The 23,668-nt window shown below is 66.5% G+C and carries 27 protein-coding genes and 1 tRNA gene; 10 read left to right on the forward strand and 18 right to left on the reverse strand.

Annotated features, from left to right (window positions below):
• Positions 1 to 242 precede the first annotated feature (242 nt).
• Both U4Y91_RS22450 and flhC read left to right on the forward strand, forming a co-directional pair.
• A complete protein-coding gene (locus U4Y91_RS22450) occupies positions 243 to 566 on the forward strand; it encodes a flagellar transcriptional regulator FlhD (protein WP_321806912.1) in 324 nt (107 codons plus the stop codon).
• Entirely contained in the window at positions 563 to 1,195 is a 633-nt protein-coding gene (gene flhC / locus U4Y91_RS22455) for a flagellar transcriptional regulator FlhC (protein WP_321806913.1), read from the forward strand. The genes U4Y91_RS22450 and flhC overlap by 4 nt, the downstream gene beginning before the upstream one ends.
• On the opposite strand, the gene U4Y91_RS22460 is transcribed toward flhC, so the two are convergent.
• Positions 1,192 to 3,024 carry a hybrid sensor histidine kinase/response regulator gene (locus U4Y91_RS22460; protein WP_321806914.1) on the reverse strand — a complete coding sequence of 611 codons (1,833 nt, stop codon included), beginning with the start codon at positions 3,022 to 3,024 and terminating at the stop codon, positions 1,192 to 1,194. The genes flhC and U4Y91_RS22460 overlap by 4 nt on opposite strands.
• A gap of 1,017 nt (positions 3,025 to 4,041) precedes the next feature.
• Here U4Y91_RS22460 and U4Y91_RS22465 point away from each other — a divergent pair.
• The 3 genes from U4Y91_RS22465 (at position 4,042) to U4Y91_RS22475 (ending at position 6,013) form a co-directional block, all read left to right on the forward strand.
• Complete coding sequence (locus tag U4Y91_RS22465) at positions 4,042 to 4,827, forward strand: hypothetical protein (protein WP_321806915.1); 786 nt, start codon at positions 4,042 to 4,044, stop codon at positions 4,825 to 4,827.
• 81 nt (positions 4,828 to 4,908) lie between these two features.
• Positions 4,909 to 5,262, forward strand: a complete 354-nt coding sequence (locus tag U4Y91_RS22470) for a hypothetical protein (protein WP_321806916.1) — start codon at positions 4,909 to 4,911, stop codon at positions 5,260 to 5,262.
• Between the two features lie 58 nt (positions 5,263 to 5,320).
• Positions 5,321 to 6,013 carry a hypothetical protein gene (locus U4Y91_RS22475; RefSeq protein WP_321806917.1) on the forward strand — a complete coding sequence of 231 codons (693 nt, stop codon included), beginning with the start codon at positions 5,321 to 5,323 and terminating at the stop codon, positions 6,011 to 6,013.
• Between the two features lie 88 nt (positions 6,014 to 6,101).
• On the opposite strand, the gene U4Y91_RS22480 is transcribed toward U4Y91_RS22475, so the two are convergent.
• Positions 6,102 to 6,186, reverse strand: a tRNA-Leu gene (locus U4Y91_RS22480).
• A 149-nt stretch (positions 6,187 to 6,335) separates the two neighbouring features.
• On the opposite strand from U4Y91_RS22480, the gene U4Y91_RS22485 reads away from it, so the two are divergent.
• Positions 6,336 to 7,661 carry a leucine-rich repeat-containing protein kinase family protein gene (locus tag U4Y91_RS22485; RefSeq protein WP_321806918.1) on the forward strand — a complete coding sequence of 442 codons (1,326 nt, stop codon included), beginning with the start codon at positions 6,336 to 6,338 and terminating at the stop codon, positions 7,659 to 7,661.
• A gap of 44 nt (positions 7,662 to 7,705) precedes the next feature.
• On the opposite strand, the gene U4Y91_RS22490 is transcribed toward U4Y91_RS22485, so the two are convergent.
• The 8 genes from U4Y91_RS22490 to U4Y91_RS22525 form a co-directional block, all read right to left on the reverse strand.
• On the reverse strand, positions 7,706 to 8,335 hold the full coding sequence (locus tag U4Y91_RS22490; RefSeq protein WP_321806919.1) for a LysE family translocator: 630 nt from the start codon (positions 8,333 to 8,335) through the stop codon (positions 7,706 to 7,708).
• A gap of 84 nt (positions 8,336 to 8,419) precedes the next feature.
• On the reverse strand, positions 8,420 to 8,596 hold the full coding sequence (locus tag U4Y91_RS22495; RefSeq protein ID WP_321806920.1) for a hypothetical protein: 177 nt from the start codon (positions 8,594 to 8,596) through the stop codon (positions 8,420 to 8,422).
• Positions 8,597 to 8,628: 32 nt separating this feature from the next.
• A complete protein-coding gene (locus U4Y91_RS22500; protein WP_321806921.1) occupies positions 8,629 to 9,075 on the reverse strand; it encodes a copper chaperone PCu(A)C in 447 nt (148 codons plus the stop codon).
• A gap of 50 nt (positions 9,076 to 9,125) precedes the next feature.
• Positions 9,126 to 9,491: a copper homeostasis periplasmic binding protein CopC gene (copC, locus tag U4Y91_RS22505; protein ID WP_321806922.1), complete on the reverse strand. Its 366-nt coding sequence runs from the start codon at positions 9,489 to 9,491 to the stop codon at positions 9,126 to 9,128.
• Positions 9,492 to 9,714: 223 nt separating this feature from the next.
• Positions 9,715 to 10,092: a DUF2946 domain-containing protein gene (locus U4Y91_RS22510; protein WP_321806923.1), complete on the reverse strand. Its 378-nt coding sequence runs from the start codon at positions 10,090 to 10,092 to the stop codon at positions 9,715 to 9,717.
• A 104-nt stretch (positions 10,093 to 10,196) separates the two neighbouring features.
• Positions 10,197 to 10,691: an SRPBCC family protein gene (locus tag U4Y91_RS22515; protein ID WP_321806924.1), complete on the reverse strand. Its 495-nt coding sequence runs from the start codon at positions 10,689 to 10,691 to the stop codon at positions 10,197 to 10,199.
• A gap of 56 nt (positions 10,692 to 10,747) precedes the next feature.
• Positions 10,748 to 11,050, reverse strand: coding sequence for a 2Fe-2S iron-sulfur cluster-binding protein (locus U4Y91_RS22520; protein ID WP_321806925.1), 303 nt, complete (start codon positions 11,048 to 11,050; stop codon positions 10,748 to 10,750).
• Positions 11,051 to 11,184: 134 nt separating this feature from the next.
• Positions 11,185 to 13,074 carry a sigma-54-dependent Fis family transcriptional regulator gene (locus U4Y91_RS22525; RefSeq protein ID WP_321806926.1) on the reverse strand — a complete coding sequence of 630 codons (1,890 nt, stop codon included), beginning with the start codon at positions 13,072 to 13,074 and terminating at the stop codon, positions 11,185 to 11,187.
• A gap of 375 nt (positions 13,075 to 13,449) precedes the next feature.
• On the opposite strand from U4Y91_RS22525, the gene U4Y91_RS22530 reads away from it, so the two are divergent.
• On the forward strand, positions 13,450 to 13,725 hold the full coding sequence (locus U4Y91_RS22530; protein WP_235879236.1) for a DUF2964 family protein: 276 nt from the start codon (positions 13,450 to 13,452) through the stop codon (positions 13,723 to 13,725).
• Between the two features lie 243 nt (positions 13,726 to 13,968).
• Positions 13,969 to 14,256 (forward strand): DUF1488 domain-containing protein, encoded by a 288-nt coding sequence (locus U4Y91_RS22535; protein WP_014898618.1) that lies wholly within the window; start codon positions 13,969 to 13,971, stop codon positions 14,254 to 14,256.
• 167 nt (positions 14,257 to 14,423) lie between these two features.
• Here U4Y91_RS22535 and U4Y91_RS22540 read toward each other — a convergent pair whose 3' ends face one another.
• Genes U4Y91_RS22540 through U4Y91_RS22550 form a run of 3 tightly spaced genes read right to left on the reverse strand, consistent with a single transcriptional unit; the run spans position 14,424 to position 16,171 of the window.
• On the reverse strand, positions 14,424 to 15,287 hold the full coding sequence (locus U4Y91_RS22540; RefSeq protein WP_321806927.1) for an MBL fold metallo-hydrolase: 864 nt from the start codon (positions 15,285 to 15,287) through the stop codon (positions 14,424 to 14,426).
• Between the two features lie 4 nt (positions 15,288 to 15,291).
• A complete protein-coding gene (locus tag U4Y91_RS22545) occupies positions 15,292 to 15,618 on the reverse strand; it encodes a hypothetical protein (protein ID WP_321806928.1) in 327 nt (108 codons plus the stop codon).
• Positions 15,619 to 15,631: 13 nt separating this feature from the next.
• On the reverse strand, positions 15,632 to 16,171 hold the full coding sequence (locus U4Y91_RS22550) for a sugar ABC transporter (protein WP_321806929.1): 540 nt from the start codon (positions 16,169 to 16,171) through the stop codon (positions 15,632 to 15,634).
• A 202-nt stretch (positions 16,172 to 16,373) separates the two neighbouring features.
• Here U4Y91_RS22550 and U4Y91_RS22555 point away from each other — a divergent pair, with 202 nt between their 5' ends.
• Positions 16,374 to 17,225 (forward strand): LysR substrate-binding domain-containing protein, encoded by an 852-nt coding sequence (locus U4Y91_RS22555; RefSeq protein ID WP_321807060.1) that lies wholly within the window; start codon positions 16,374 to 16,376, stop codon positions 17,223 to 17,225.
• Between the two features lie 174 nt (positions 17,226 to 17,399).
• Here the strand turns inward: U4Y91_RS22555 and U4Y91_RS22560 are convergent, their stop codons facing one another.
• Positions 17,400 to 18,701: an NCS2 family permease gene (locus tag U4Y91_RS22560; protein WP_321806930.1), complete on the reverse strand. Its 1,302-nt coding sequence runs from the start codon at positions 18,699 to 18,701 to the stop codon at positions 17,400 to 17,402.
• A gap of 780 nt (positions 18,702 to 19,481) precedes the next feature.
• Here U4Y91_RS22560 and U4Y91_RS22565 point away from each other — a divergent pair.
• On the forward strand, positions 19,482 to 19,760 hold the full coding sequence (locus U4Y91_RS22565; protein ID WP_321806931.1) for a hypothetical protein: 279 nt from the start codon (positions 19,482 to 19,484) through the stop codon (positions 19,758 to 19,760).
• Positions 19,761 to 19,933: 173 nt separating this feature from the next.
• Here the strand turns inward: U4Y91_RS22565 and U4Y91_RS22570 are convergent, their stop codons facing one another.
• The 4 genes from U4Y91_RS22570 to U4Y91_RS22585 all read right to left on the reverse strand — a co-directional run bounded on the left by U4Y91_RS22570 (position 19,934) and on the right by U4Y91_RS22585 (position 23,667).
• Positions 19,934 to 20,308 (reverse strand): DUF2917 domain-containing protein, encoded by a 375-nt coding sequence (locus U4Y91_RS22570; protein WP_321806932.1) that lies wholly within the window; start codon positions 20,306 to 20,308, stop codon positions 19,934 to 19,936.
• 252 nt (positions 20,309 to 20,560) lie between these two features.
• Positions 20,561 to 20,848, reverse strand: coding sequence for a hypothetical protein (locus U4Y91_RS22575; RefSeq protein ID WP_321806933.1), 288 nt, complete (start codon positions 20,846 to 20,848; stop codon positions 20,561 to 20,563).
• 89 nt (positions 20,849 to 20,937) lie between these two features.
• Positions 20,938 to 21,843, reverse strand: coding sequence for a metal-dependent hydrolase (locus tag U4Y91_RS22580; protein ID WP_321806934.1), 906 nt, complete (start codon positions 21,841 to 21,843; stop codon positions 20,938 to 20,940).
• Between the two features lie 36 nt (positions 21,844 to 21,879).
• Positions 21,880 to 23,667 carry an SDR family oxidoreductase gene (locus tag U4Y91_RS22585; RefSeq protein WP_321806935.1) on the reverse strand — a complete coding sequence of 596 codons (1,788 nt, stop codon included), beginning with the start codon at positions 23,665 to 23,667 and terminating at the stop codon, positions 21,880 to 21,882.
• Between the last annotated feature and the right edge of the window lies 1 nt (position 23,668).

Raw genomic sequence — 23,668 nt, forward strand, 5'->3', positions numbered from 1 at the left:
GCCCGGGAAAGTCGCGGAATGCGACAGTTTTCGGGGTGCGATCGAAACCCGGGTGCAGACTATACGATAAAAATAACCGAACGTGCCAATACGGGGTGCGCTGATTATTTCAATCGATTGCTTTCTGAAAATCGGCAATTGACGTTGAGGTGGGTGATTTACCCCGCGAAACAGGGCATTTTCCTATGCGCGAATTTGCGAGACGTCTCCATCGGCTGATTCGATATCAATCAAGGTGCAATATGGGAACTATCAATGAAGAAGAGTCAATTCGCGACCTGAACCTGTCGTATCTGTGGCTGGCGCAGCGGCTGTTGCAGACGGATCGCGCGACCGGCATGTTTCGCCTCGGCGCCACGCCGGAAATGGCCGGCGCGCTGGAAAGCCTGACGATGCGATCGATGATGAGCCTGTCGTCGTCGGGGCAGTTGCTTTGTGTATTGCGCCTGAGCCGATGCGACACGGTCGCGGCACTCGCGCGGCCGGAACCCACGGGCGACGTGGCGCGGCTGCATGTCGCGATGGCGCTGTCGAGCCTCGGGGCGTTCGACCAGGACGCGCCGTGAGCGGCGGCCCCCGGCCGGTGCATGCCGCGAGTCTTGCCGACGACGCGCAGCACGTGCTGGAAGCCGTGACGCTGATTCGGCTCGGCGCGCGTCCGCAGATGCTCGAAATCGAACTGTCGCTGCCGCACGAGCGCCTGGTTCGGCTGTATCGCGAGGTGCGGGGCGTCGCGCCGCCGAAAGGCCTGCTGCCGTTTTCCAGCGACTGGTACATGACGTGGAAGGCCAACATCCACGCGTCGCTGTTTCATAACGTCTACCGCTTTCTGCGGAGCAACGCGCAGTGCGCGCGGCTTGATGCGCTCGTGAAGGCATATGAATGGTATGCGTCGCGATGCGGCGCGGCACACTGCGAGCCGCTGCTCGACCTGACGCGTGCGTGGCTGCTGATTCGTTTCGTCGACGGCGGCGTGCTCTCGACGGCGCGCTGTGTCCGATGCGACGCGGCATTCGTGACGTATCGCCACGACCTGCGGGCCAATCGCGTCTGCGTCGCGTGCCGTCCGCCGGCGCGGGCCGGCAAGCGCGCCGGCCGCACGAAACCGCAGCCATGTACCGCAAGCGCGTCCGGCACGAACACGCGCATCGAGCCGGAGCCGATCGCGGCCTGCGGGCCCGCGCAGTGCCGCTAGAGCGCGACGCCGTGTGCGTCCGCGTTCGCGTTGGCCGTCGAGCGTTGCCGCGCCCCCGCGGCGACGAGATGGCCGACCGCCGCGCGCAGTTTGCCGTTGGGCAACGGCCGGTGAAGCAGCACCAGCCCGCGCGCATGCGCTGCGGCCAGTTGTTCGTCGGTCGTATCGCCGCTGATCAGCAATGCCGGAAGGGCTGCGTCGAGTGCCGCACGCAGTCGTTCGATCACGGCGATGCCGTTTTCGCCGCGAGGCGGCAGGTAATCGCAGATCAGCAAGTCGGGGCGGCGGGCACCTGCCGACAGCCGGTCGAGCGCCTCCTTGCCCGAGCGCGCCGCGATCGTGTCGTATCCCCAGGTCGCCAGCAGTTCCGCCAATCCGGTACGGGTCGCGCGATTGCCGTCGATCACCACCACGAGCCCGGTCGAACCCGGTACGTCGCCATGACTGACGATCGGCGTGTCGAGCGGGGCGGCCGTGACGGTGGCGAGCGTCATCGCGACTTCGAAGCACGATCCGCGTCCGGGCGTCGAACGCACGGCCAGCCGGCACTCGAGCAGGTCGGCGAGGCGCCGCACGATCGCGAGTCCGAGCCCGAAGCCCTTTTCGTGATCGCGCTCGGCATTGCCGATCTGGTAATACTCGTGGAACACGAGCTTCTGCAGGTGATCGGGAATGCCGCAGCCCGTGTCCCAGACCTGGATCGCGAGGTGCGTGCCGCGGCGCCGGCAGCCGACGACAATCCTGCCTCGATCGGTGTAGCGCACGGCATTGGACACGAGATTGCGCACGATGCGCTCGACCAGCAGCGGATCCGATTGAACCACCGCGCGGCACGGCACGCGCGACAGCGCGATGCCTTTGGCCTGCGCATCGAGCAGGCAGTCGTTGCACACGTATTCGAGCACAGTATCGATCGCGAACGGCCGGCACTGTGCTTCGACGCGGCCGGCGTCGAGCCGGGACAGGTCGAGCAGCGCGCCGAAGAGCCGGCTCAGCGCATCCGACGAGCGCCCGATGCGCTCGACGAGCCGTCGTCCTTCCGGCGGCATCGGGATGCTGTGCAGCGCGCCGATCAACAGGTTCAGCGCATGCGCGGACTGGCGCAGATCGTGACTGGCGGCCGCGAGGAATTGCGATTTGGCGAGATTGGCGTGGTCGGCGATCTGGCGCTCGCAACGGAGATCGACGGCGAGCTGTTCGATCCGTTCGTTCTGCATTTGAAGATCGCCGGCGATCTGTTCCGCGCTGAAGCGCAGGCGGATGTTCTGCGTTGCGGCGCGGTTCGCCTGCAGCCCGAGATAGCCGACCACGCCGGCGATCAGCAGCATCATCGGCGCGGTTGCCTGCTGGATCGCATTCGGCGACATGACCGCGGCGCCGATGTACGGGACTGTGGCCGGCAACAGAAAGGCGATGAACGCCGGGAAATACGCACTGAACCCCGGGATCGCGCAGGCGACCACGGTGAATGTCGCGATGACCACGAGGCTCGCGATTCCGAAGTCGGCGCCTGTCGCGAGATGAATCGATGCCCATCCCCAGCCCATGCCGGCGGCCGTGCTGAACGCCGAGAGCCAAAGGGCCCAGCGCCGCCAGTGGCTGACGGACGTCGGCGAGCGGTGGTAAAGACGGGACAGGAATACCTGACCGGCCGAACACGCCGCAATGTAGATCATCCACGCCGGGCCGGACACGGTGTCCGGTTGGTCGAGCGAGTCGATCGAGAGGGTCGCGGAAACGGCAAGTAGCGCCCCGCCGACGACGTAGGGCGTCGCCGCGTCGTAGACGATCCTGATCTGTTCGGTGGCTATCTGGTCTCGCGACTGCATGTGCGCTCACAGGGGGCACGGCGGACTGCTGAGGGGAATATCGGCGCGCCCGGCACAGGCGCGTATTCCCGTAATAAAAGAATAGTCGCTGTGAGCGACGAAACAGGTCACATTTTTATATAGTCGAAAAAAATATATGGACTGCGAAATTACTGACGAAGGTTGCGTTCAATTCGATGGTGGCCGGTGCATTGTGTTCTGGCAGTGTGCAATCCGTTACATGCGCTCGGGATTCGTGCCACGGGAGCCGCCGTGCGAATTTCGCCGACGTTCGACTGAAGCCAGCTTCACGGGATGAGCCGGCCATATCCGATCAGGATATCGAATGGATGGTGAGGCCGGATTCGTGCTCGTGACGGTGTTCGGCGTGACGCGAGCATTGATCGGAAGATTACCTTTCCATAATCAAATTTTGTCAACTTTCTTTCTTGGGAACGGGCGTGGTGCTACCGTTTGAAACCACTACAGGCACCATGATCCTCACTCGCCGAATGGCGGATTCTGCAGGATTTCGGGGGAGACACGACATGAAGCGGCCAGGCTGACCGAACGAGAATAACGACCAGAGATGAAAAAATTCCTGTTCCTGGTACTGCTGTCGGCGCTTCCTTCCCTTGCCTTTGCACAACCCGTGGCGCAGTCCGGCGTGCTGCAATTTCCGGGATGTGCCGCGGGTGTCGTGCCGGGACAACCGGGATGTGGCGGAGACGTGGATGACGAGCCCGCTCCCTCGACGGCACGACGTCCTCCTCCAGGCGGCTGGAGGCCGCCCGGGGTGGGAGACGGCTGGCTGCCCTACGATTCCAGGCTTGAGCGCGGCCAGGACGATTGCGCTGAAGAGTTGCAAGGACGCGGGTTATTCGACGTGCAAGCTGCTTTATAGCGGCTGCAGTCTTCCAGTGAAGCGGCAATGACCGGGCGTGTCGTAGAGGTGCTGCGTCAAATGCGCAGGTTTTCATGCGAACTGAATCGCAAGTGATGGTTTAATTTCTGGTCAATATGATATCGATCGTCTCGATGGCGATCGAACAAATAATAGAGAGGGTCGACATCATGCAACGTGCTCGTTTTCCGGTTGGCACTGCCTTCACGTTCTCGCTCATCGTCGGGGCGGCTGGGGTCGGTCTTCAACCGATTGGAACGGCGCTGGCCGCGCCTCAATCGACGCGTTTCGTTTGCTCCGGCGTCTTCAGCTCCGGCTCGGGCATGGCGGGCTCGTCGCTGGAAAAGGACGGAAAGCCGACTTGCTTCTTCGAGGCGGATACCGACGCGGAAGCCAAGGTGCAACGCGAATGCGGGCAGAACGCGGTATGTGACGTCACGGCGATAACGAGAACGGAAGGCAATAGCCGCATCGTCGAACAGGTGCTGTCGGTCAAGCGGCTCGGCGGTCCGGCGGATGATCGCTCGACTCGAGCGGCCAATGAAGCCCCGCCGCTGGTCGACCCGGGTGCATGCCCGTCGAGCGAATTCGAGACCTTCGCGAAGAAATTCGCGAGCAGAATCTCGATCCAGTCTCATTTCACCCGCTGGCCCCTCGCGGTCACCAGGATTGATGCCGCTGCCCAGCCGGAGCCCAAGCCGGTGACGAAGCAAGTCGCCGAGCAGAAGATGTCCTATCCGCTGATGATGGATATCGAGCGTGCCAAGCGGGAAGGAAAGGTGGTTCGAATCGATCAGGATAACAAAACGACGGGACATGTCGAATATTCCGGATCGGATAACGGCCAGAAGATTCGCTATCTTTTCCAGCGGTCGGGATCGTGCTGGCAACTCGTGGCTATCGATGACCAATCGTTGTAGCCGTTCGCGAAGTGAAAGCCGGACGCTGAAATGAACGATCCGTTGTGTGCTTCCGTCTCGATCGGGTGAGGAGTGTGATCGATGAAACCTTGCTACGTGCTTTTGCTGTGCCTGTTCGCCTTTGCCTGCAAGCCGCATTCGATGTCCGGCAGCGCAGCAGCGGGCGGATCGAAATGTGCGGCAAGTCTGGCACTGTACAAGACCCAGGTGGACAGCGCGCTTGCGGAAAAGACCATCGACCAGCCCGTCTACGACAATCAGCAAAGGCACATCGCGAAAGTTGAGAAAATCTGTGCGGCGGGCGACGAGCAAGCCGCCCTGACGTTGCTTCTCGACGCGGCTATCGCCCTGAACGTCGGGGCGGACGATGCCTACGCACGCTCGCTGAATAAGGGCAGCGATCCGGCCGTGCCGCGCGGGGCGAGCGAGAAATGAATGCGTCGGGAAATCGCGTGGCCGGGTACCGGGCAGCATCGAAGCGCAGGGTGCAACGATGAAGCAGGCGATTATCACCCTCCTGATCGGAGCGAGCGCCGGGCTTGTTGCGTTCGTCGGCGCCTTGAACAACAGCCGGCGTGTCAAGCAGGTACGAGCGGCGGCACGCAGACCGGGGCCGGCGGCATCGTCATCGCTGGATTTTCGATACTATCCCGGCGAACCGAAAGGCTATGCGGGATATACCGATCACATCGCGATGCTGCAAACCATCACCGACGATCTCGTCGGTCGCGATGCCGAATGGCAATTCAGGAGGATAGGATTCGCGGAGGGATTTCTGGGAACGGTACTGCTCCGGGCTGGCGACTCGGAGGGCGCGCCCGGCATTTTTCGCATGACGGATGTGACCGAGGACGACGCGGCAGCAATCGGCTGGATCGCGCTCATGCAGACGGAAGGAACCGACAACGCGCTTCCGTCCACGTCGAATCTGAAGTCGATCGTGTGTGGTATCGCGTCCGAGCTTGTTTCGACCGGCCCGTGCCGCAGCAAGTTTTGGAGCGAGACGCGAGACGATCGTGAAGAGAATCCGGAAGAAGACGGGCTGGCTTCCGAACGATTGCGCGAACTCATGAACATCATGAAGAACGCGGAACGCCGGGGCGCGTCGTTGGCGGCGGGTGCGCAGATCATGCCCTTGGCATCCGGTCGCCCAAGGGTTTCCGGTGTCACCGGGGATCAAGTGTGAGAGCAGTTGCAATGAAACAAAAAAACCGCGAAGCCTTGCGCTGTCGCGGTTTTTTGCTAGTGCCCCGAAACACGGAGCAACCGTGTTCTGGTGCCGACGGCGAGACTCGAACTCGCACAGCTTTCGCCACTACCCCCTCAAGATAGCGTGTCTACCAATTTCACCACGTCGGCACTTCAGTACTGCAAGGGGCGCAATTCTAGCGTCACATTGCGCGTTTGTGAAGGGGGTATGACGCGATCGCGGGGCAGGCGACGGTGAACCCGGTAAAATTCGCCGGATCGATCCGACGATCCTCGCAACCGCAACCCGTTTTCTCCCCGTGACGACGACCCTCGAACAACTGCAGGCCGGCCAGCTGTCGGGCGCCCGGCAACTGAAGCTCGCGTGCGGGCTGACCGAATTCCCGCGCGAGATCTTCGATCTGGCGGACACGCTCGAAGTGCTCGACCTGTCCGGCAATGCGCTGTCCGCGCTGCCGGACGACCTGTCGCGGCTGCATCGCCTGCGCATCCTGTTCGCGTCCGGCAACCGCTTCACCGAATTCCCCGACGTGCTCGGCACGTGCGCGCAACTCGACATGATCGGCTTCAAGGCGAACCGGATCCGCACGGTGCCGCGCGATTCGCTGCCGCGTGCGCTGCGCTGGCTGATCCTGACCGACAACGAAATCGACGCACTGCCTGCCGAGATCGGCGATTGCGCGCGCCTGCAGAAGCTGATGCTCGCTGGCAACCGGCTGCGTGCGTTGCCGCCGGAAATGGCCGCCTGCCGTTCGCTGGAGCTGGTGCGGCTGTCGGCGAACCGGCTCGACGCGCTCCCGGACTGGCTGCTGCGCCTGCCGCGCCTCGCGTGGCTCGCGTCGGCGGGCAATCCGTTCGGCGCCGCGCCGGAAGCCGCGGCCTCGGCCGAGCCGGGCGTCGCGGACATCGATTGGACGTCGCTGACCTGCGACGAGAAGCTCGGCGAAGGCGCGTCGGGCGTAATCTACCGCGCGCAATGGCGTGTGGACGGCGCCGCGCCGCGCGCGGTCGCGGTCAAGCTGTTCAAGGGGGCGGTGACGAGCGACGGCCTGCCCGATTGCGAAATGGCCGCCTGCCTGCACGCCGGGCGCCACCCGAACATGATTCCGGTGATCGGCAAGGTGCGCGGTCATCCGGACGGTACGCACGGCCTCGTGATGGCGCTGGTCGATCCGGCGCTGACCAACCTCGCCGGGCCGCCGAGCTTCGCGTCCTGCACGCGCGACGTGTATGTGGCCGATGCGCGATTCGCGCCGGCCGACGCGTCGCGGATCGCGCTCGGCATCGCGTCGGTCGCCGCGCATCTGCACGCGCGCGGCATCATGCACGGCGACCTGTACGCGCACAACATCCTGCACGACGGCAAGGGCGGCGCGCTGCTCGGCGATTTCGGCGCGGCGTCGGTCTACGACGTGAACGACCGCGAGCGCGCGGCGCGGCTCGAACGGCTGGAGGTCAGGGCGTTCGGCCATCTGCTCGGCGAGTTGCTGGCGCGCTGCGAGCCGCGTGCGTGGGAAGGCTCGCACGCACTCGACGCGCTGGCGGCCGCGTGCCTGAACGAAGATATCGACGCACGGCCGTCGTTCGGCGAGATTGCGGCAGCGCTGGCCGCATCGAAGGACTGACGATTCCGCCCGCGCCGCGGCGCGGGCCGTCGCCGTGCGGATGCTTACGCCTGCCGCGCGGTCAGCAGCTTGATCCCGAGCCCGACGAACAGCAGCCCGCTCGCGCGCTTGGCCGCGCGTACCCACGGGCTGATGCCGAGGCCGCGATGGAGGCGGCGCACGCCGAACGAATAGACGCTGTGCACGATGACGACGGTGCAGGCGATCGTCGCGTACATCGCGACGAACTGCATCGCGAGCGGGCGATCGTGCGCGATGAACTGCGGCATGAATGCCGACAGGAAGATCATCGTCTTCGGATTGCTGCCCGACACGAACAGCGCTTCGCGGAACAGTTTCCTGCGGTCGGGTTCGACGATCGCGGCCTCGCCGTCCGGCGAACGGCGGTTGCGCCCGCCGCGCAGTTGCCGGATGCCCAGATAGATCAGATACGCGGCGCCGACGACCTTCATCGCGATGAACAGCGGCGGCATCTCGGCCAGCACGGCGCCGACGCCGAACGCGACGAGCATGACCACCGCGCCTTGCGCGACGAGGTTGCCCGCGATTGTCGCGGCGGTGCCGCGCGAGCCATAGCGCACCGTGTTGCGGATGACGAGCAGCACGTTGGGGCCCGGCGACAGCGTGGTGGCGAGATAGGCTGCGGCAAACAGCATCCAGGTCTGAATGGACATGCGGCGCTCCGAAAGGCGGGTTCTGCGGTCGGGGTGAATCCGTGCATGATGCCACGGCGGCGCGGTTCACCCCGACTCACGGCGTCAACGCGCGTCGCGCACGCAGTAGGCGGCGATCGACGACGGCGAATCGATCGCGGACGGCCGCGTCATCCAGGCGATCCACCCCGCCCATAGCCCGCAGACGGTCAGCACGGCGACATTCAGCGGCGTCCGGTAGCGGACGATCAGGTTGGCCAGCGGCAGGCGTTCCTTGCTCATGTGTGTCTCCTTCGGTCGTTGCGCAGGCGGCGTTACTGGCCGGTGTAGGACGGCGCCTTCGCGTCGCAGGTCACGGATGCCGTCGCGCCGTCGGCGAAATGCAGCCGCAACGGCACCTTCGCGCCGGGCGCGACGGGCTGGCGCGGCTCCTCCAGCATCACGTGATAGCCCTTCGGCCTGAACGTCACCGTGCCGTGCGCGGGCACGTCGACCGCGTCGACGTGAACCATCTTCGCGGTGCTGCCGGCCGTCTGCGTTTCGTGCATCATCGCCATCCCGAACGCGGGCGTATCGATGCCCGTGAGCGTGACGGGCTTGTCGCCGTCGTTCTTCAGCGTGAAATAGCCGGATGACGGCACCGTCGCCGGCATCGTGCGGATCCAGCATGCATCGGCCTGGACGGCCGACGCGGCGAACGTGGCGGGCGCCTGCAGCGCCAGCAGTGCGAACAGCAGGCTGGTCGGAATCGAGCGTTTCATTGTTTGTGTTCCTGATCGGGTAGGGAAGCGCGATGCGGGCAGCGTGTGCGTTACTTCAGCGTGAACGCGTAGCGGCCCTGCGTGCGATGGCCGTCGCTCGCCACCGCGACCCATGCGACCGTGTACGTGCCGGGCGTCAGGTTCGCCAGTGCGACCTGCATCCGCTTCCGGTTGCCGGCGTCGACCGCGGATTTCCCGTCGGCGACCGACTGGCCGTGGCTGTCGGTGACGGCGATCGAACTGAATGCGGGTTCGAGCGTTTCGCTGAAGTCGATCGTGACCGCGTGCGGCGCGCTCGACAGCGTGGCGTCGGCAGCCGGTTCCAGGGTTTTCGGGTGCGCGTGCGCGTGTGCGGCCTGGGCGACGACGAAGCCGAGAGCGACGAGTGCGCCGCGGAGGAATGCAGTGGTTTTCATGACGGGATGATCCGGTTGGAAATGATAAGGAAAGCGATGTATTCGAATTCGGCACACGGCCGCGCGTTCGCGCATGCGCAACCGCCTGAAGCGGGCGAGCGCACACACGGCACGGCGCCGCGAGCAATACGGTCGAACATGATCGTCCTTCGAAACGAGACACGGCATGCACGCGCGTGCGGACGGCGCGCTGCGCTGCGGCATCACGCGCGGTGACGACGAATCAGGACGCGAACGGCGGGGCGCGCGGCTGCGCGGCCGTGAGCGGCAGCGCGCGGCGCAGGCTTTCGAAGCGGGTTGCTTCGCGGTGCTGGAGCGGGTGGACGTTGGCCGCGAACGTCAGTTCGGGCGCGGGCAGGGCCGGCGTATGGGCGAGCAGGCTGCAATAGCCGCAGGCCTGCAGATGCGCCTGCAGGCTTTTCGACGACGCATCGCCGGCATGGCCGCCGTCAGCCGGTGCGGCCGTGCAGTGGCCGGCAAGCAGCGCGTCGACGCGGCCTTGCGTCGTCAGCGCTTGCGAGATCGTCGGCGCGAGCGCCGTCATCAGGATGGCGAGCATCCCGATCAGACTGACGATCTTCCGGAAACGACGACTCAGCATGCGATGCGCGGGGCGGCGGAGGGACAACGATGGAGCGGATTATGCCACGCACCCGCAGCGAGGGCATGCGGGCACGCGGATACCGGGAATGACGCGCGCCGCGCTTACGCGTGCTTCGCCAGATATTTCGTGATCAGCATCATCTGCGCGGCCCAGCCGTGATCGTTCATCTCGCGCGCCTTCGCACGGCGCGCTTCGATCAGCTGGTCGAAACCCGTCTCGGTGACCGTCAGCAGCGTGCCGCCGTCCTTTTCCGCGAGCGCGAACGTGACGAGCGTCATCGGCTCGGACGTGTAATCGAAGTTCGGGTCGATCGCGAACGGATGCCAGCGAAAGGAGAACAGTTGTTTCGGCTCGACGCGATCGACGACGATTTCGAACACAGTGCCCGCATACGGCTCCTGTGCCTTGGCGACGTCGTCGTCGACGCGCGTCGGCGTGATGCGACCGAACAGCGGCTGGTCGGGCACGAACGGCCCGTCGAACGACACGCCGAACCAGGTGCCGAATTCCCCGGCATTGCTGACGGCTGCCCAGACGCGCGCCAGCGGCGCGGCGAGCAGGGCTTGTTTCTCGATGCGATCGGTAGACTGGGTCATCATCTTCTCCAGACAGGCATCATCGTTGCGGGACGGCGCGCGGCCGCGCGCCGCGTTCAGTCGATCATCACCGCGTCGGGCACGTCGAGCACGACATCCGAAGTCGCGACGGCCACGCACGGCAGCGTATAGCCGTCGGCCTTTTCCTCGCGGCTCAGACCGGGCCATTCGATCGTATAGCGTACGCTGCCGCTGACGATCCTGCACAGGCAGCTTCGGCACGTGCCGTTGCGGCACGAACGCGGCAGCCGGACGTGCGCGAACGCGGCGGCCTCGAGCAGCGTCAGCGAATCGGGCGCGTCGAACGTCGTGCCGAGCGGCTCGATGCGCACGAGAGGCGGGTGGTCGGGATCGGTCATGGGTGAAAGCGGGCGGCGAATCGGCAGCGAAGCGAGGCAAGGCAGCGCGATGCTGGAAGGCAACGCAAGCGCCAAGCATACCCGAAGCCGCCAGCGGCCGGCGCCCGTCGGGCGGGCAACCGGCCCGGAACGTGTCAATGCCGGCGCAGGTAACGGTAAACGGTATTGCGCGCGAGCCCGAGCTCCCGCGCGGCGGCCGATACGTTGCCGCCGTGCCGTGCGAGCACGGCATCGATCACTGCGGCCTGGTGGCTCTGCAGCGTCGTCGCTTCGCGCACGTCGGCCGGTGCGGCTTCTGCCGCGGGTGTGTCGTCACAGTCGAGCCAGAAATCGTCGGGCAGGTGCGCGAGCGTGATTTCGGCTTCGTCTTCGGCGAGCATGCCGGCCGTGCGCAGCACGTTGGTCATTTGCCGCAGGTTGCCGGGCCAGCGGTGCCGCATGAACGCGTCGAGCACGTCGGCCGCGAGGCGGCCCGGCATCGGCTCGCTGCGCGCCAGCCGCGCGAGGATCCGCTCGACCAGCGCGGGCAGGTCGGTGCGCGCGGCGAGCGGCGGCAGCGTGACCGCGAGCCCGTTGATCCGGTAGAACAGGTCTTCGCGGAACGTGCCTGCGGCGATCATCGCGCGCAGGTCGCGGTGGGTCGCGCAGACCACGCGCACGTCGACCGGCACCGCGCGTGCGCCGCCGAGCGGCATCACCGCGCGCTCCTGCAGCACGCGCATCAGCCTGACCTGCTGCGCGAGCGGCATGTCGCCGATTTCGTCGAGAAACAGCGTGCCGCCGTCGGCCTGCACGATCTTGCCGGGGCTGCCGCGCTTGCGCGCGCCGGTGAACGCGCCGTCCTCATAGCCGAACAGTTCGGCCTCGATCAGCGAATCCGGCAGCGCCGCGCAGTTGACCGCGACGAACGGGCCGTCCGCGCGCGGCGATGCCTGGTGCAGCGCACGCGCGAGCCATTCCTTGCCGGTGCCGGTCTGGCCGAGGATCAGCAACGGCAGGTCGCGTCCGCGGATCTTCGCGACGCGTTCGAGCACGGCGGCCATCCGCGCGTCACCGGTGTCGAGCGTCGCGAACGTGATCGCGTCGGGGTCCGGCGCGCGCGTGCGCACGGCGGGGGCGGGCGGCGTGACGGCGACGGTCGTCTTGTGCGCTTCCGCGAATTCGCAGCGGGCGAGCACGCGCACGCCGGTCGACAGCGTGAGGCGGAACGGCGTGCCGGCCGCGCGGGCCGCCTGCTGCGCGAGCTGGCCGAAGTGCATGCCGAACAGCGCGTCGCAGCCTTGATGTTGCAATGCATCGAACGTCGCGCCGAGCTGGAATTGCGCGCTCCGGTTCGCGGCGATCAGCCCGCCGTCGGGGCCGAACGCGACGAGCCCGGCGAACAGCGAGTCGACGCAATCCTCGTGGGCGTGGAAGCGCAGCCGCAGCGCTTCCGCGCACTGGTTCGCGAACAGATGGTTCTCGATCAGCTGCGCGGACATCCGCACCAGCGCGAGCGTATGGGGGCTGAAGCCGCGCGGGTCGCCGCTCACGTCGAGCGTGCCGAGGGTGCGGCCGAACGGATCGATGATCGGCGCGCACGAGCAGGTGAGGATATGGTTCGCGCGCAGGAAGTGTTCCGACCCGTGCACGGCGACCGCCTGGCCCGATGCGAGCGCGGTGCCGATCGCGTTGGTGCCGCGTGCGCCTTCGGCCCATGACACGCCGGTGCACAGTGCGACGCGGTTCGCCTTCTCGATGAAGTCCGCGTCGCCGATGCTGTGCAGGATCACGCCGTCGGCATCGGTGAGCAGCACGAGGCTTTGCGTGTCGGCGATTTGCGCGTGGAGGTTTTCCATCACCGGGCGCGCGTGCGCGAACAATGCGTGGTTCGTGTCGAGCAGTTCGCGCAGTGCGAGCCGCGACAGCGGCGAGAAATCGGGGCGCTCGTTCGCGCGCAGGCCGACCGCGGTCGAACGGGCATGCGCCTGCGCAAGCAGGTCGGTGCGGCCCGCGGTGGCGGGCAGCACGAAAGATTGAGGCATGTCTTGTCTCCTGTCGGCCGGAGTTAGCGCTTCAGCGCTTACTCCGGCCCCATGCTTCGCGGTCGGTCCGAGTTAGCGCTTTAGCGCTTACTTGGGCCCCATGCTTCGCGGTCGGCCGGAGTCGGCGCTTTAGCGCTTACTCTAGTCCCATGCTTCGCGGTCGGCCCGAGTTAGCGCTTCAGCGCCTACTTGGACTCCATGCTTCGCGGTCTACCCGCGTTCCGGGGCCCCACCTTGCAGTCGAACCCCCTTGACGCTTTGCACCGCACCATCCGCCACCCGGGCCGCCGCCGTCGATATCGCCTCATCATACAAGCGCCGCGCACGTTGTGCGACTGCGTACAAAAACCCCTTGCTTTTAAGCGCCCGCCTGCAATGATGGAAATGGAACACGCACGCGCCGTGTTCCGCATCGCAACATGCATGCGACGCGACATGCATCCGTTCGGGAGACGCATCATGGTTCGGACGGAACTGAGAGTCGTGCTGGCGGCCATCGCCACCTTCATCATGCTGGGCGGCATCGCCGTGGCGATCCACGGTCTGCTGTTCGACCTGAGCGACGCGGTGCAATACGGAGCGGCCGCGATTGCGGCGGGCGCCACGACCGCCGCGATCGCGCTGAACGTCTGGCCCACCGATCCTCACTGACGCTGTTCGGCAAAACGGTGCCGGATGTTGCGATGGTCAGAGGAAATGCGCGTCGGAACGACGCACATCGCAAATTTTGCCTCCTGCGCGAAACCGTCTAAAGTGGAATGCAACCGGCATGCATTAGTCCGCGCTATATCCCCGTGGATCGTGCCTCTGCCGGCGAGCCCGCGTACATTTTCGTCCGGCCGGTAGCGGACGACGGACGCGGTCATTTGCTTTCTACCGGACGAGGCGGCTCCCATGCAGATCCATTTCACGAATGAGAAGCCCGAATATTCGGGGCGCGACCTGATGCTGGGTTTCACGGCGCTGGTCAATGGCGAGCGCGTCCAATGTCAGATCACCGCCGAGGCGCTGGAGGATCATTTCGGTGCGGCATCGCCGCGCTTCGAGGACATGGTCGGTGCGTACGATCAGCACCGCGAGCGGATCGAGGCAGCCGCACGGCGGTTGCTGTCCGAGACGCGCGCGCAATGCGTGACGCTGCGCAGCGGCTACGTGCGCTTCTACGAAGCGAACTGGCGCTGAGCCGGACGACCGGGCAGCGACGGAGCGGGCGCCGGATACCGGCGCCCGTGTCATATCGGGGCAGGCTCGTCCGCTAGATCGCTCGCGCGGGACGATGCGCTGCACGGTCCGGGCATCGTGCGGCGCGATGGCGTGCCCGCGTTCCGTTTCGCTTGATCCCGTTTCGCTCAATCTGCGCCGATCAGCGCATACGCGCCGCCCGTTGCGTCGTGCGTGCGCGCGATGCGTGCGAAGCCTGCGTCGGCGAGGTGCATGCCTGCAATCAGCACGCTATCCGAAGCGGCTTCGGCGAGCGTGGCCGCGCGGGTCGCCGATGCCTGCGACGGATCGTGATCGAACGCGATCGACACGTCGGGGCGAGCAACCTGAATCGGCGCGAAATGCACGAGATCGCCCCAGATCAGCAGGCGCTCGCCCTGCGATTCGACGCGATAGCCGGTATGGCCGGGCGTGTGCCCCGGCAGTGGCACGGCGACGACACCGGGCAGCACGTCGCCTGCCGCGATGGTGCGCAGCTGCGCCGCGCAGGCGTCGAACGCGCGCCGCGCGATTCGGACATTGACGCGCGCGCGCTCGCTGGCCCGCTCGTACATATCGTCGTCCAGCCAGAACATACGTTCCCGTTCGTCGATGAGCACCTCCGCTTGCGGAAAGGCCGGGCACCCATCTGCGTCGAGCAGGCCGCCGATGTGGTCCGGATGCGCGTGCGTCAGCAGGACCGTGTCGATCTCGCGTGCATCGATGCCGGCTTGCGACAGCGACGGACGCAGCAGGCCGCCCCAGTTGCGGATGCCGCCGGCACCGGTGTCGACGAGCACGGTGTGTCCGTTGCCGCGTATGACATAGCAGTTGATGTTGACCTCCGACGGCGCATGCATGCCGGCCCGGTGCATGATGCGGGTCGCGTCGTCGACGTCGATGTTCGACAGCAGATCGAGGCCGGCCGTCAGCGTGCCGTCGCTGATCGCGGTCACCGTGAAATCGCCGACTTGGCGGCGCGGGAAAGAAGGGCGTGGAACGGGTGCGCTCATGCGGTCAATGTCGGGCGTGAAGGTGGGTGGTGTCGTAGCCGAAGCAGCGGATGCGTGCGACGAATCCGGTGTGGCGGAGAATCTCGCGATCCAGTTCGGCCATGAACCGGTCCATCAATTCAGTGGTACGAAATGACGCGATGCGAAAGCGGATCTCCGCGCTGACCGGATGTCCGCGGCCGTGCCGGACCGGAACGTACGCGACGTGGATCGTGCCGGGTGCGGCGCTCAACACATCGGTGCAGAGCGTCTCGCAGGCTGACGACAGTGCGTCGAGTGCCGCGTTGGATGGCATGCTCGTTTCGGGGATGAAAATCGTGACGCTGGGCATGGCCGGGCTCCCGTCAGCGTGCGGTCGACGTCGCCGACGCGCTGATGAGCCGGTCGCCCATCGGCGCATAGCGCCGGATCGCGGCGCTCGACGCATCGGACGCGAGCCGTGCCTGATCGTGATCGAGGGCCGCCAGCCAGCGAGCGGCCGGCTGGCGGTCCAGCGCGACCGCATGCATGGCCGTGGCTGCGATACCTGCTCGCGCGAACGGGGCGGCGTCGTCGCAAACGGCCAGCCATTGATGGCCGGAGACGGCCGGCGCGGGTGCCGCGCTGTCGTACACGTTACGGCGCCATTCGACGATGTGCGGCTGCCAGCGCGCGAAATTGCCGCCGCCCTTGTCGTGATACTCGGCCGACGTCAGCACGTCCGGGCCGTCGATCGTATGCAGCGCCAGGTAGACGGGGCCGTCGCCGCCGAGGGCGCGAAAGCGTTGCGACGTGCGGAAGCCGGATACCGAGATCAGCGCCGGCAGTTTGACGCGGCTGTAGAAGTCGTTCCACTCGGCTTCGACGGTGGGCTCGGCGATGCTGCATTCAACGGCATAGATCATGACATCTCCACGGGTGGCGAGCGGCCTTCGGGAGCGATCGGCCGGCTCGACGGGTTGAGTTTTTGTCATGATAATGAGCGGAAGAATGGGCGGAAAACGATGATTCGTCACCGTTCAGTGACATTTGATCAAGCCATGACCGACGGCGGTCGGACCGGGAGAAAACGTGACGCGACGCAGGATTCCGAGCAATTCGGCATTGATGGCATTCGAGGCCGCGGCGCGGCATGGGAGCTTCGCGCGCGCCGCCGATGAGCTGGCGTTGACGGAAGGCGCGATCAGCCGGCAGATCGGCCGGCTGGAGACGTTCCTGGGCGTCGCGCTGTTCGAACGGGTCGGCAACCGCGTGCGGGTGGCGCCGAACGGCGCGCGCTACGCGGCGCAGGTTCGCGAAGTGCTGGACCGGCTCGAGCGCGACAGCCAGTACATGATGGGGCAGCCCGGCGACGGCGGCAGCGTCGATATCGCCGTGACGCCGACGTTTGCGACGCGCTGGCTGATTCCGCGGCTCAAGGGATTCCAGACGCAGCATCCGAACATCACGGTGCATTTCGCCGATCGCGCCGAGCCGTTCGTGCTGGCCGGCAGCGGCTTCGACGCGGCGATTCACTTCGAGCATCCGGCCTGGGCCGGCATGCATACGTACCGGTTGTGCGAGGAGGTGCTGGTGCCGGTCTGCCATCCGTCGCTGCTCGCGGGCGGGCAGCCGGACACCTTGCTGGGCACGCTGCCGCGCCTGCACAAGCGCCAGACGCCCGATGCGTGGTCGGCGTACGTGCAGGAGACGGGGTTGCCGGTGAACAATCCGGCCGCCGGCGCGCGCTACGATCTTTACTCGATGCTGATCGCCGCGGCGCTGGCCGGGCTCGGCATCGCGCTGGTGCCGCGCCTCTATGTCGACACCGAAATCGCGCAGGGGCTGCTCGCGGCGCCCTGGCCGGACGGGCGGGGCGTGGTCAAGCGCTTCTGTCTCGTGTTGCCGGAGGCGCTGGAACTGGCCGAGGGGCCGTTGCAGACATTCGCGCGCTGGGTGCTCCGGCAGGCGGACGCGTGACCTGACGTCGCTCGCACCAGGCGGGCGCCCATGTGAAACGACCCGGCCGCAAATGCGACCGGGTCGTCAGGGCCCGTCCTTCTCGCCATGCCGCTCGGTTCCGCGACAGGAACCGGACGGCACTACACCTGAAGGTGGCGTTTTTTCATCGTGCAGCGCACCGATGCGCGTGCGTCACTCGCTGCCGAGATAGAAGAAGCGGAACAGGAACACGGCCGCGATGATCCACACGATCGGCTTGACCGTGCGCGCCTGGCCCGTCAGCAGCTTCAGGCCGCCGTACGCGATGAAGCCGAACGCGACGCCGTTCGCGATCGAGTACGTGAACGGCATCAGCAGTGCGGTCAGCGCGGCCGGCACGGCTTCGGTCGCGTCGTCCCACGGCACGTCGACCATCTCGCGCAGCATCAGGCACGACACGTACAGCAGTGCCGGTGCCGTTGCGTAGCCCGGCACGACGCCGGCGAGCGGCGCGATGAACAGGCACGCGAGGAACAGCACGGCGACGGTGATCGCCGTCACGCCGGTGCGGCCGCCGGCCTGCACGCCCGACGCGCTTTCGATATACGCGGTGGTCGACGACGTGCCGAGCACCGAGCCCGCGACGATCGCGGTGCTGTCGGCGAGCAGCGCCTTGTTCAGGCGGTTCATCTTGCCTTCGACGAGCAGGCCCGCGCGGTTCGCGACGCCCATCAGCGTGCCGGTCGCATCGAACAGCTCGACGAGGAAGAACACGAGGATCACGTTGATGATGCCGGTCGACAGCGCGGCGCCGATGTCGAGCTTGAACAGCGTCGCGTCGATCGACGGCGGCGCGGAGAACACGCCATGGAACTGGTTGTCGCCGAAGAAGAACGACAGGACCGTGACGCCGATGATGCCGATCAGGATCGCGCCGCGCACGCGCAGGTGGTCGAGCGTGACGATCGTGAAGAAGCCGATGATCGCGAGGATCGTCGTGGGCTTGTGCAGGTCGCCGAGCGTGACGAGCGTGGCCGGGCTGCCGACGATCACGCCCGAGGTCTTCAGCGAGATGATGCCGAGGAACAGGCCGATGCCGGCGGTGATCGAGATGCGCAGCGATTTCGGAATGCCGTTGACGATCGCCTCGCGCACGCGGAACAGCGTGACGAGCAGGAACAGGCAGCCGGAGATGAACACCGCGCCGAGCGCGGCCTGCCACGTGAAGCCCATCCCCTTGACGACCGTATAAGCGAAATACGCGTTCAGGCCCATGCCGGGCGCGCAGGCGATCGGATAGTTCGCGTACAGCCCCATGATGATCGATGCCAGCGCCGCGACGAGGCAGGTCGCGACGAACACGGATTCCTTCGGCATGCCGGCGTCGCCGAGGATCGCGGGGTTGACGAAGATGATATAGGCCATCGTCAGGAACGTGGTGACGCCCGCGAGTATTTCGGTGCGGAAGTCGGTGCCGGCTTCAGCGAAGCCGAAATACCGCTTGATGGATTCCATGAAGGCGTTTTCTCCGGTCGGGTTGTCGTGTTGCTTGTTGTTTGTGCCGAATTGTTGTAAGGCAGCGCGAGGCCGGCCTACTGTAACCAGCCACTATTGCCGCGCTATCGGCGGATTGTAATAGCGCGGATAGCTCGGACGATATAGTTGCGGGGCACGATCGGCTGCGTTCGCGCGAACGGTCGGACAGGCCGCCCGCGCGAGGAAGGCGCGCATTTTACCGGTTCGGACGAAGCGGGCAGGGAGAAACGATGGAAACGATTCGATGAGGGGCGGCGGGCCGGGTCGGCCGATGCGGGCGCAACGACATGACCGGCATGCGGCGCGCGGCCGCCGCGCGATGACATGCGATGACATGCGACTGCAATGGCGCACCCGCATGCTGGACGAACGCAGGACGGCCGCAATGCATGCGCGAACGCGCGCGCGGCATGACCGGCGCGGGTGCGCACCGGCCTGCAGCGGCCATTCATCAGTCGAGGCGGTTGCAGATATCGGGCTATCCTGCGCCGAACCCGTTCCGTCCGCAACTGTCATTTCGCGCTGCGGGCCCGACTGTGGTTTCTGTGTAAAAGATTGCAAGACGTCATCGCGTTAACCGGCAAGTCTTTCTAGGATAGATACACCGCGCGCACACGCCGGCCAGTTGTTGCCGACGCGGGGGAGTCGCAGTCCGTGCAGGCCAGGCGGTGAAGTGCGGTGACGGTCGTTGCGCATTCGGGCAGGCGCGACCGGTTGCGATTGCCCGATGCGGGTTCGTCCGTCATCCCGGAGGTGAGCATGTTGAACTGGATCAGCCGTTGGGCGATGCGGCACGCCCCCACGCCGGAAAAAACCGCTGCGTCGATGCTCGTGACGGCGCGCATGGAACTGTTCGCAGCCGAACAGCGCGTCATCGATGCGAAATTACAGGCGGATTACTGGCGTGCACGGGTGTCATTTCTCGAGGAGGTGCAAAAGCAAGGCATCGACCCGTGGGTGACCTCGCAGGCGGCGCAACGCCCCGACCTCGATGCCACTCCCCGCAGCACGGGCCCGCGTCTCGCCGCCAGCACCTGATGCACGCGATGCATGCAAGGGTTGCGCACGGCGCGCGATCGCTCGCGGCACGCACGCGCGTGCCGCGTCATTCGATGCGCACCTGCGACGCATGGCGCCGCGGGTGCGTCCGTTTCCGGATGCGTTGATTCCGCGCGTTCCGGTGTCCCGTCGCGCGACGGAATCGCGCATCGTCACTCCCGTCTTCGCCATCGTCCGGCGAGCAAACGTTGCATTCGCGCGAGCGTGCGTCTCAGCCGTTCGCCGCGCCGCACGTACGCCGTGGTGATCGACGCTTCGGCCGGCCGGTCGTCATCGGTGCCGAGCCAGATGCGATCGCCGCGCGCGATGCGCAGCACGTCGCCGGGTTGTACCCAGTAGTCGTCGACGCTCGGCGGCCGCGTGATCCACAGCGGCGCGCCGTGCGCACGAATTTCCGCATCGCCCGGCGCGCGCCAGGTCAGCGTCGTGCGCGGCGCAACCGCGAAACGGATCACGACGGTCGGTAACGCGATCGCGCCGGTGCGGCGCGAATCGGGACGGTGTAACAACGGGCTTGCCTGGTCCATCGTCTTCTCCATTCGTAGAGCCGGACGGATGACGCGCACCAGAACAAAAAGGCCTCATCCGTTTCCGGTGAGGCCTCGTGTGACATGCGGTACTGCTCGGATGCTAACGCACAAGCGCCTCCCGTGATCCATTCTTTCGAATGTTCACCGGGCAATGATTCGCGATGGCGATGAGCTTGAACGTAGGCATGCGAACGAGTTTGTCGATGTCGTACGGCGTTGTCAACGACTATTTTCGAGAAACGTGGCGCGTCACGCGTCGCGCTGGGCGAGGCCGTTGACGAGCAGTTCGGACAGCAGGCCCGTCATGCCGTTCGGATGCGTGGCGGCGCGTGCCTTCAGCTGTTCGACGAGTTCGGCGTTGAGCTTGCACGCGAACGGCACGAGGCCCTGTTCCTGGTCGAGCTTGCGCTGCGCGCGGCGATCGAGCTTCGCCGCGTCCTCGGCGCCCTTGCCGAAACGGGCGGAGCCCGACTGCTTCAGCGCGTGCGTCAGCTTGAGCGCCTTGTTCTTTTCTAGATCGGTTTTCTTCATGGCCATCGCGGCACCTCCGGGAAATGAAGCCGCGATTGTACGCATTTCGGCGGACGCCCCCGCCGAAACCGTCGCGAACCCGCCGGCGAACCCGGTCACGCGCCTTTCGTCGTGCCCCAGTTGCCGCCGTGCGCGGCCGCCTGCGCGGCCGGCGAGCGCGCCAGATACGCGAGCGCCTGCTCGGTCGAGCCTTCGTGGTGCGGCGTATAGCCCGGCTTGAAATAGCGCAGCGCCGCGCCGATCACTTTCCAGAACGACGGCAGGTGGCCGCGCCGCGAACCCTTCCACCACGCGAGCACGAAACCCGGATACCGGCCGGCGGCCGGATCGCGCCGGTACATGAACTTCGCGCCGCTCGTGATGAAGTAGAGCAGCAGCACGATCACGAACGCCATGTGCAGGCAGCGCTCCGGGTAGTTGCCGCCCATGTGGTTGTAGATGTCGAACGCGACGGTCCGGTGCTCGACTTCCTCCGCGCCGTGCCAGCGCAGCAGGTCGACCATCGTCGGATCGGCACGGCCTTCGTCGAGCCCGTGCGCGTTGAGCACCCAGTTGCCGAGATAGCCGAAGAAATGCTCGAGCGACGCGATCACCGCGAGCTGCTGCCGCAGCCAGAAGCGCGTATGGCCGATCTTCAGCCCGAACGGCGCTTCGCCCAGCACGCGCGTGAACAGCCAGTTCAGCTTCTGCGTGAACGGCTTCGTGTCGATCCCGTGCCGGTCGTAGTAATGCTTGAGCACGCCGCCGTGCGAGCGCGAATGCACCGCTTCCTGGCGCAGGAAGCCTTCGGCGTCGTCGCGCAGGCGTGCATCGGTGATGTGCGGCAGCGCCTTGTTGTACACGCGGCAGAACCACAGTTCGCCTTCCGGGAACAGCAGGTTCAGCGTGTTGATGATGTGCGTGCTGCCCGGGTCGTTCGGCACCCAGGTGATCGGCGTGTCGCCGAAGTCGAACTTCACGTGCCGGGCCTTGATCTTGTGATAGTCGGCGGTAGCGGTCATCTGTGTCTCTCCGTTCCTGTGCGGCGCGCTGCGCCGTCAATGCGAGGCCATGCTGATGCGGGCGAGCATCCGGCCGAGCCACGGCATGAAGCGGCCGACGAAGCGCAGCGCATGCGCCTCGGTGCCCACCGCCACGACCGGCCGGTTGCGCAACACGCCGTCGACCATCGCCTGCGCGACGGTTTCCGGCTTCAGGCCGCGTATCTGGTACAGCTTCGTCGCGCGCTTGCGCAGCCGCGCTTCGTCCTGTGCGTTGGCACCCGCGTATTGCGTCGACGCCATGATTCCGGTTTCCGCGAAACCCGGGCACACGGCCGTCACGCCGATGCCTTTTTCCGCGAGTTCCGCGCGCATGCATTCGCTGAGCATCAGTACGGCGGCCTTCGTCGTCGCGTAAGCGGGCAGGTCGCGCGACGGCCCGAACGCGGCGGCCGACGCGGTGTTGACGATGTGGCCGCCCGCGCCGCGCTCGGCCATCTGCTGCGCGAACAGCCGCGAGCCGTGGATCACGCCCCACAGGTTCACGTGCAGGATGCGCTCCCAGTGCCGCTCGCTCGTGTCGAGGATGCCGCCGGCCATGCCGATGCCCGCGTTGTTGATCACGATGTCCGCGCCGCCGAGCTCGCTGCCGACCCATGCCGCGAGCGCTTCCATCTCGTCGGCGGCGCCGACGTCCACGCGTTTCGCGTATGCCTGCGCACCGGTCAGCCCGAGCAGCAGCGCGGTGCGCTCGGCGCTCGCGAGATCGATGTCGCACGCGACGACGGTCGCGCCTTCGCGGGCGAACGCGAGCGCCGCGCAGCGGCCGATGCCGCTGCCCGCGCCGGTGACGACCGCGACCTTGCCGCTGAAGCGGCCGCTGGTCGCGCGGCGGCGTGCGTTCGCGAGCGCGGGCGGCTCTTCGCCCGATTCGATCGCGTCGATCAGCTGCTCGGCGAGGCCCGCGAAGCGCGCGGGATCGGCGAGCGGCAGCCAGTGGCCGGCCGCGACTTCACGGCGGTAGTACTGCGGCACCCAGCGCGACAGGTTCTCGGACAGCGCCGGGCTCACGTACTTGTCGCCGAGCGGCACGATCGTCTGCACCGGTGCGTGCGCGTAGCGCTCGCGCGGCGCGAACAGGCAGCGGATGAAGTTCGCGCGATAGAGGCGCACGCCGCGCGCGCCGTCGTCGGCCTGCGTCGGGCGCGGCGTGGCCGGCGTCTTCTCGACCCGGCGCAACAGGCCCGGCCACGCGCGGCCGAGCCACAGCCGCCAGCCGAGTTCGGGGACGAACGGCAGGTGGAACAGGTACACGTACCACGAGCGCACGAGCTGGCCGCCGAGTTTGCCGAGCGACGCGGGCGTCGGGTGCAGCACGCGTTCGCGCAGCCAGAAGCCGACATGGTCGAGGCACGGCCCCGAGCACGACGTGTACGACGCAATGCGGCCGGCGAGCCGCGGATCGGTGACGAACTCCCAGCCCTGGATCGAACCCCAGTCGTGCGCGATCAGGTGCACCGCGCGGCCGGGGCAGAGCGAGTCGATCACCGCGATGAAGTCGTCCGTCAGCTTCGCGAGGTGATAGTCGGCCGTGCGCTTCGGCACGCCGGACAGGCCCGCGCCGCGCACGTCGTAGGCGATCACGTAGTGCTTGCGCGCGAGCAGCGGCGCGACCTGCTGCCAGACGCTGCTGTCGTCGGGGTAGCCGTGCACGAGCACGACCGGCGAGCGGGCCGGGTCGCCCCAGGTTCGCACCGCGAGCGTCAGGTCGCCGGAGGCGACGGCCGTTTCGCTGTGGACCGATTCGAACAGGGCCAGCGGCGCTTCGTCGGAAAGAGGCTGCATC

It is taken from the genome of Burkholderia sp. BCC1993 (genome assembly GCF_905339865.1).
Classification (GTDB): Bacteria; Pseudomonadota; Gammaproteobacteria; order Burkholderiales; family Burkholderiaceae; genus Burkholderia.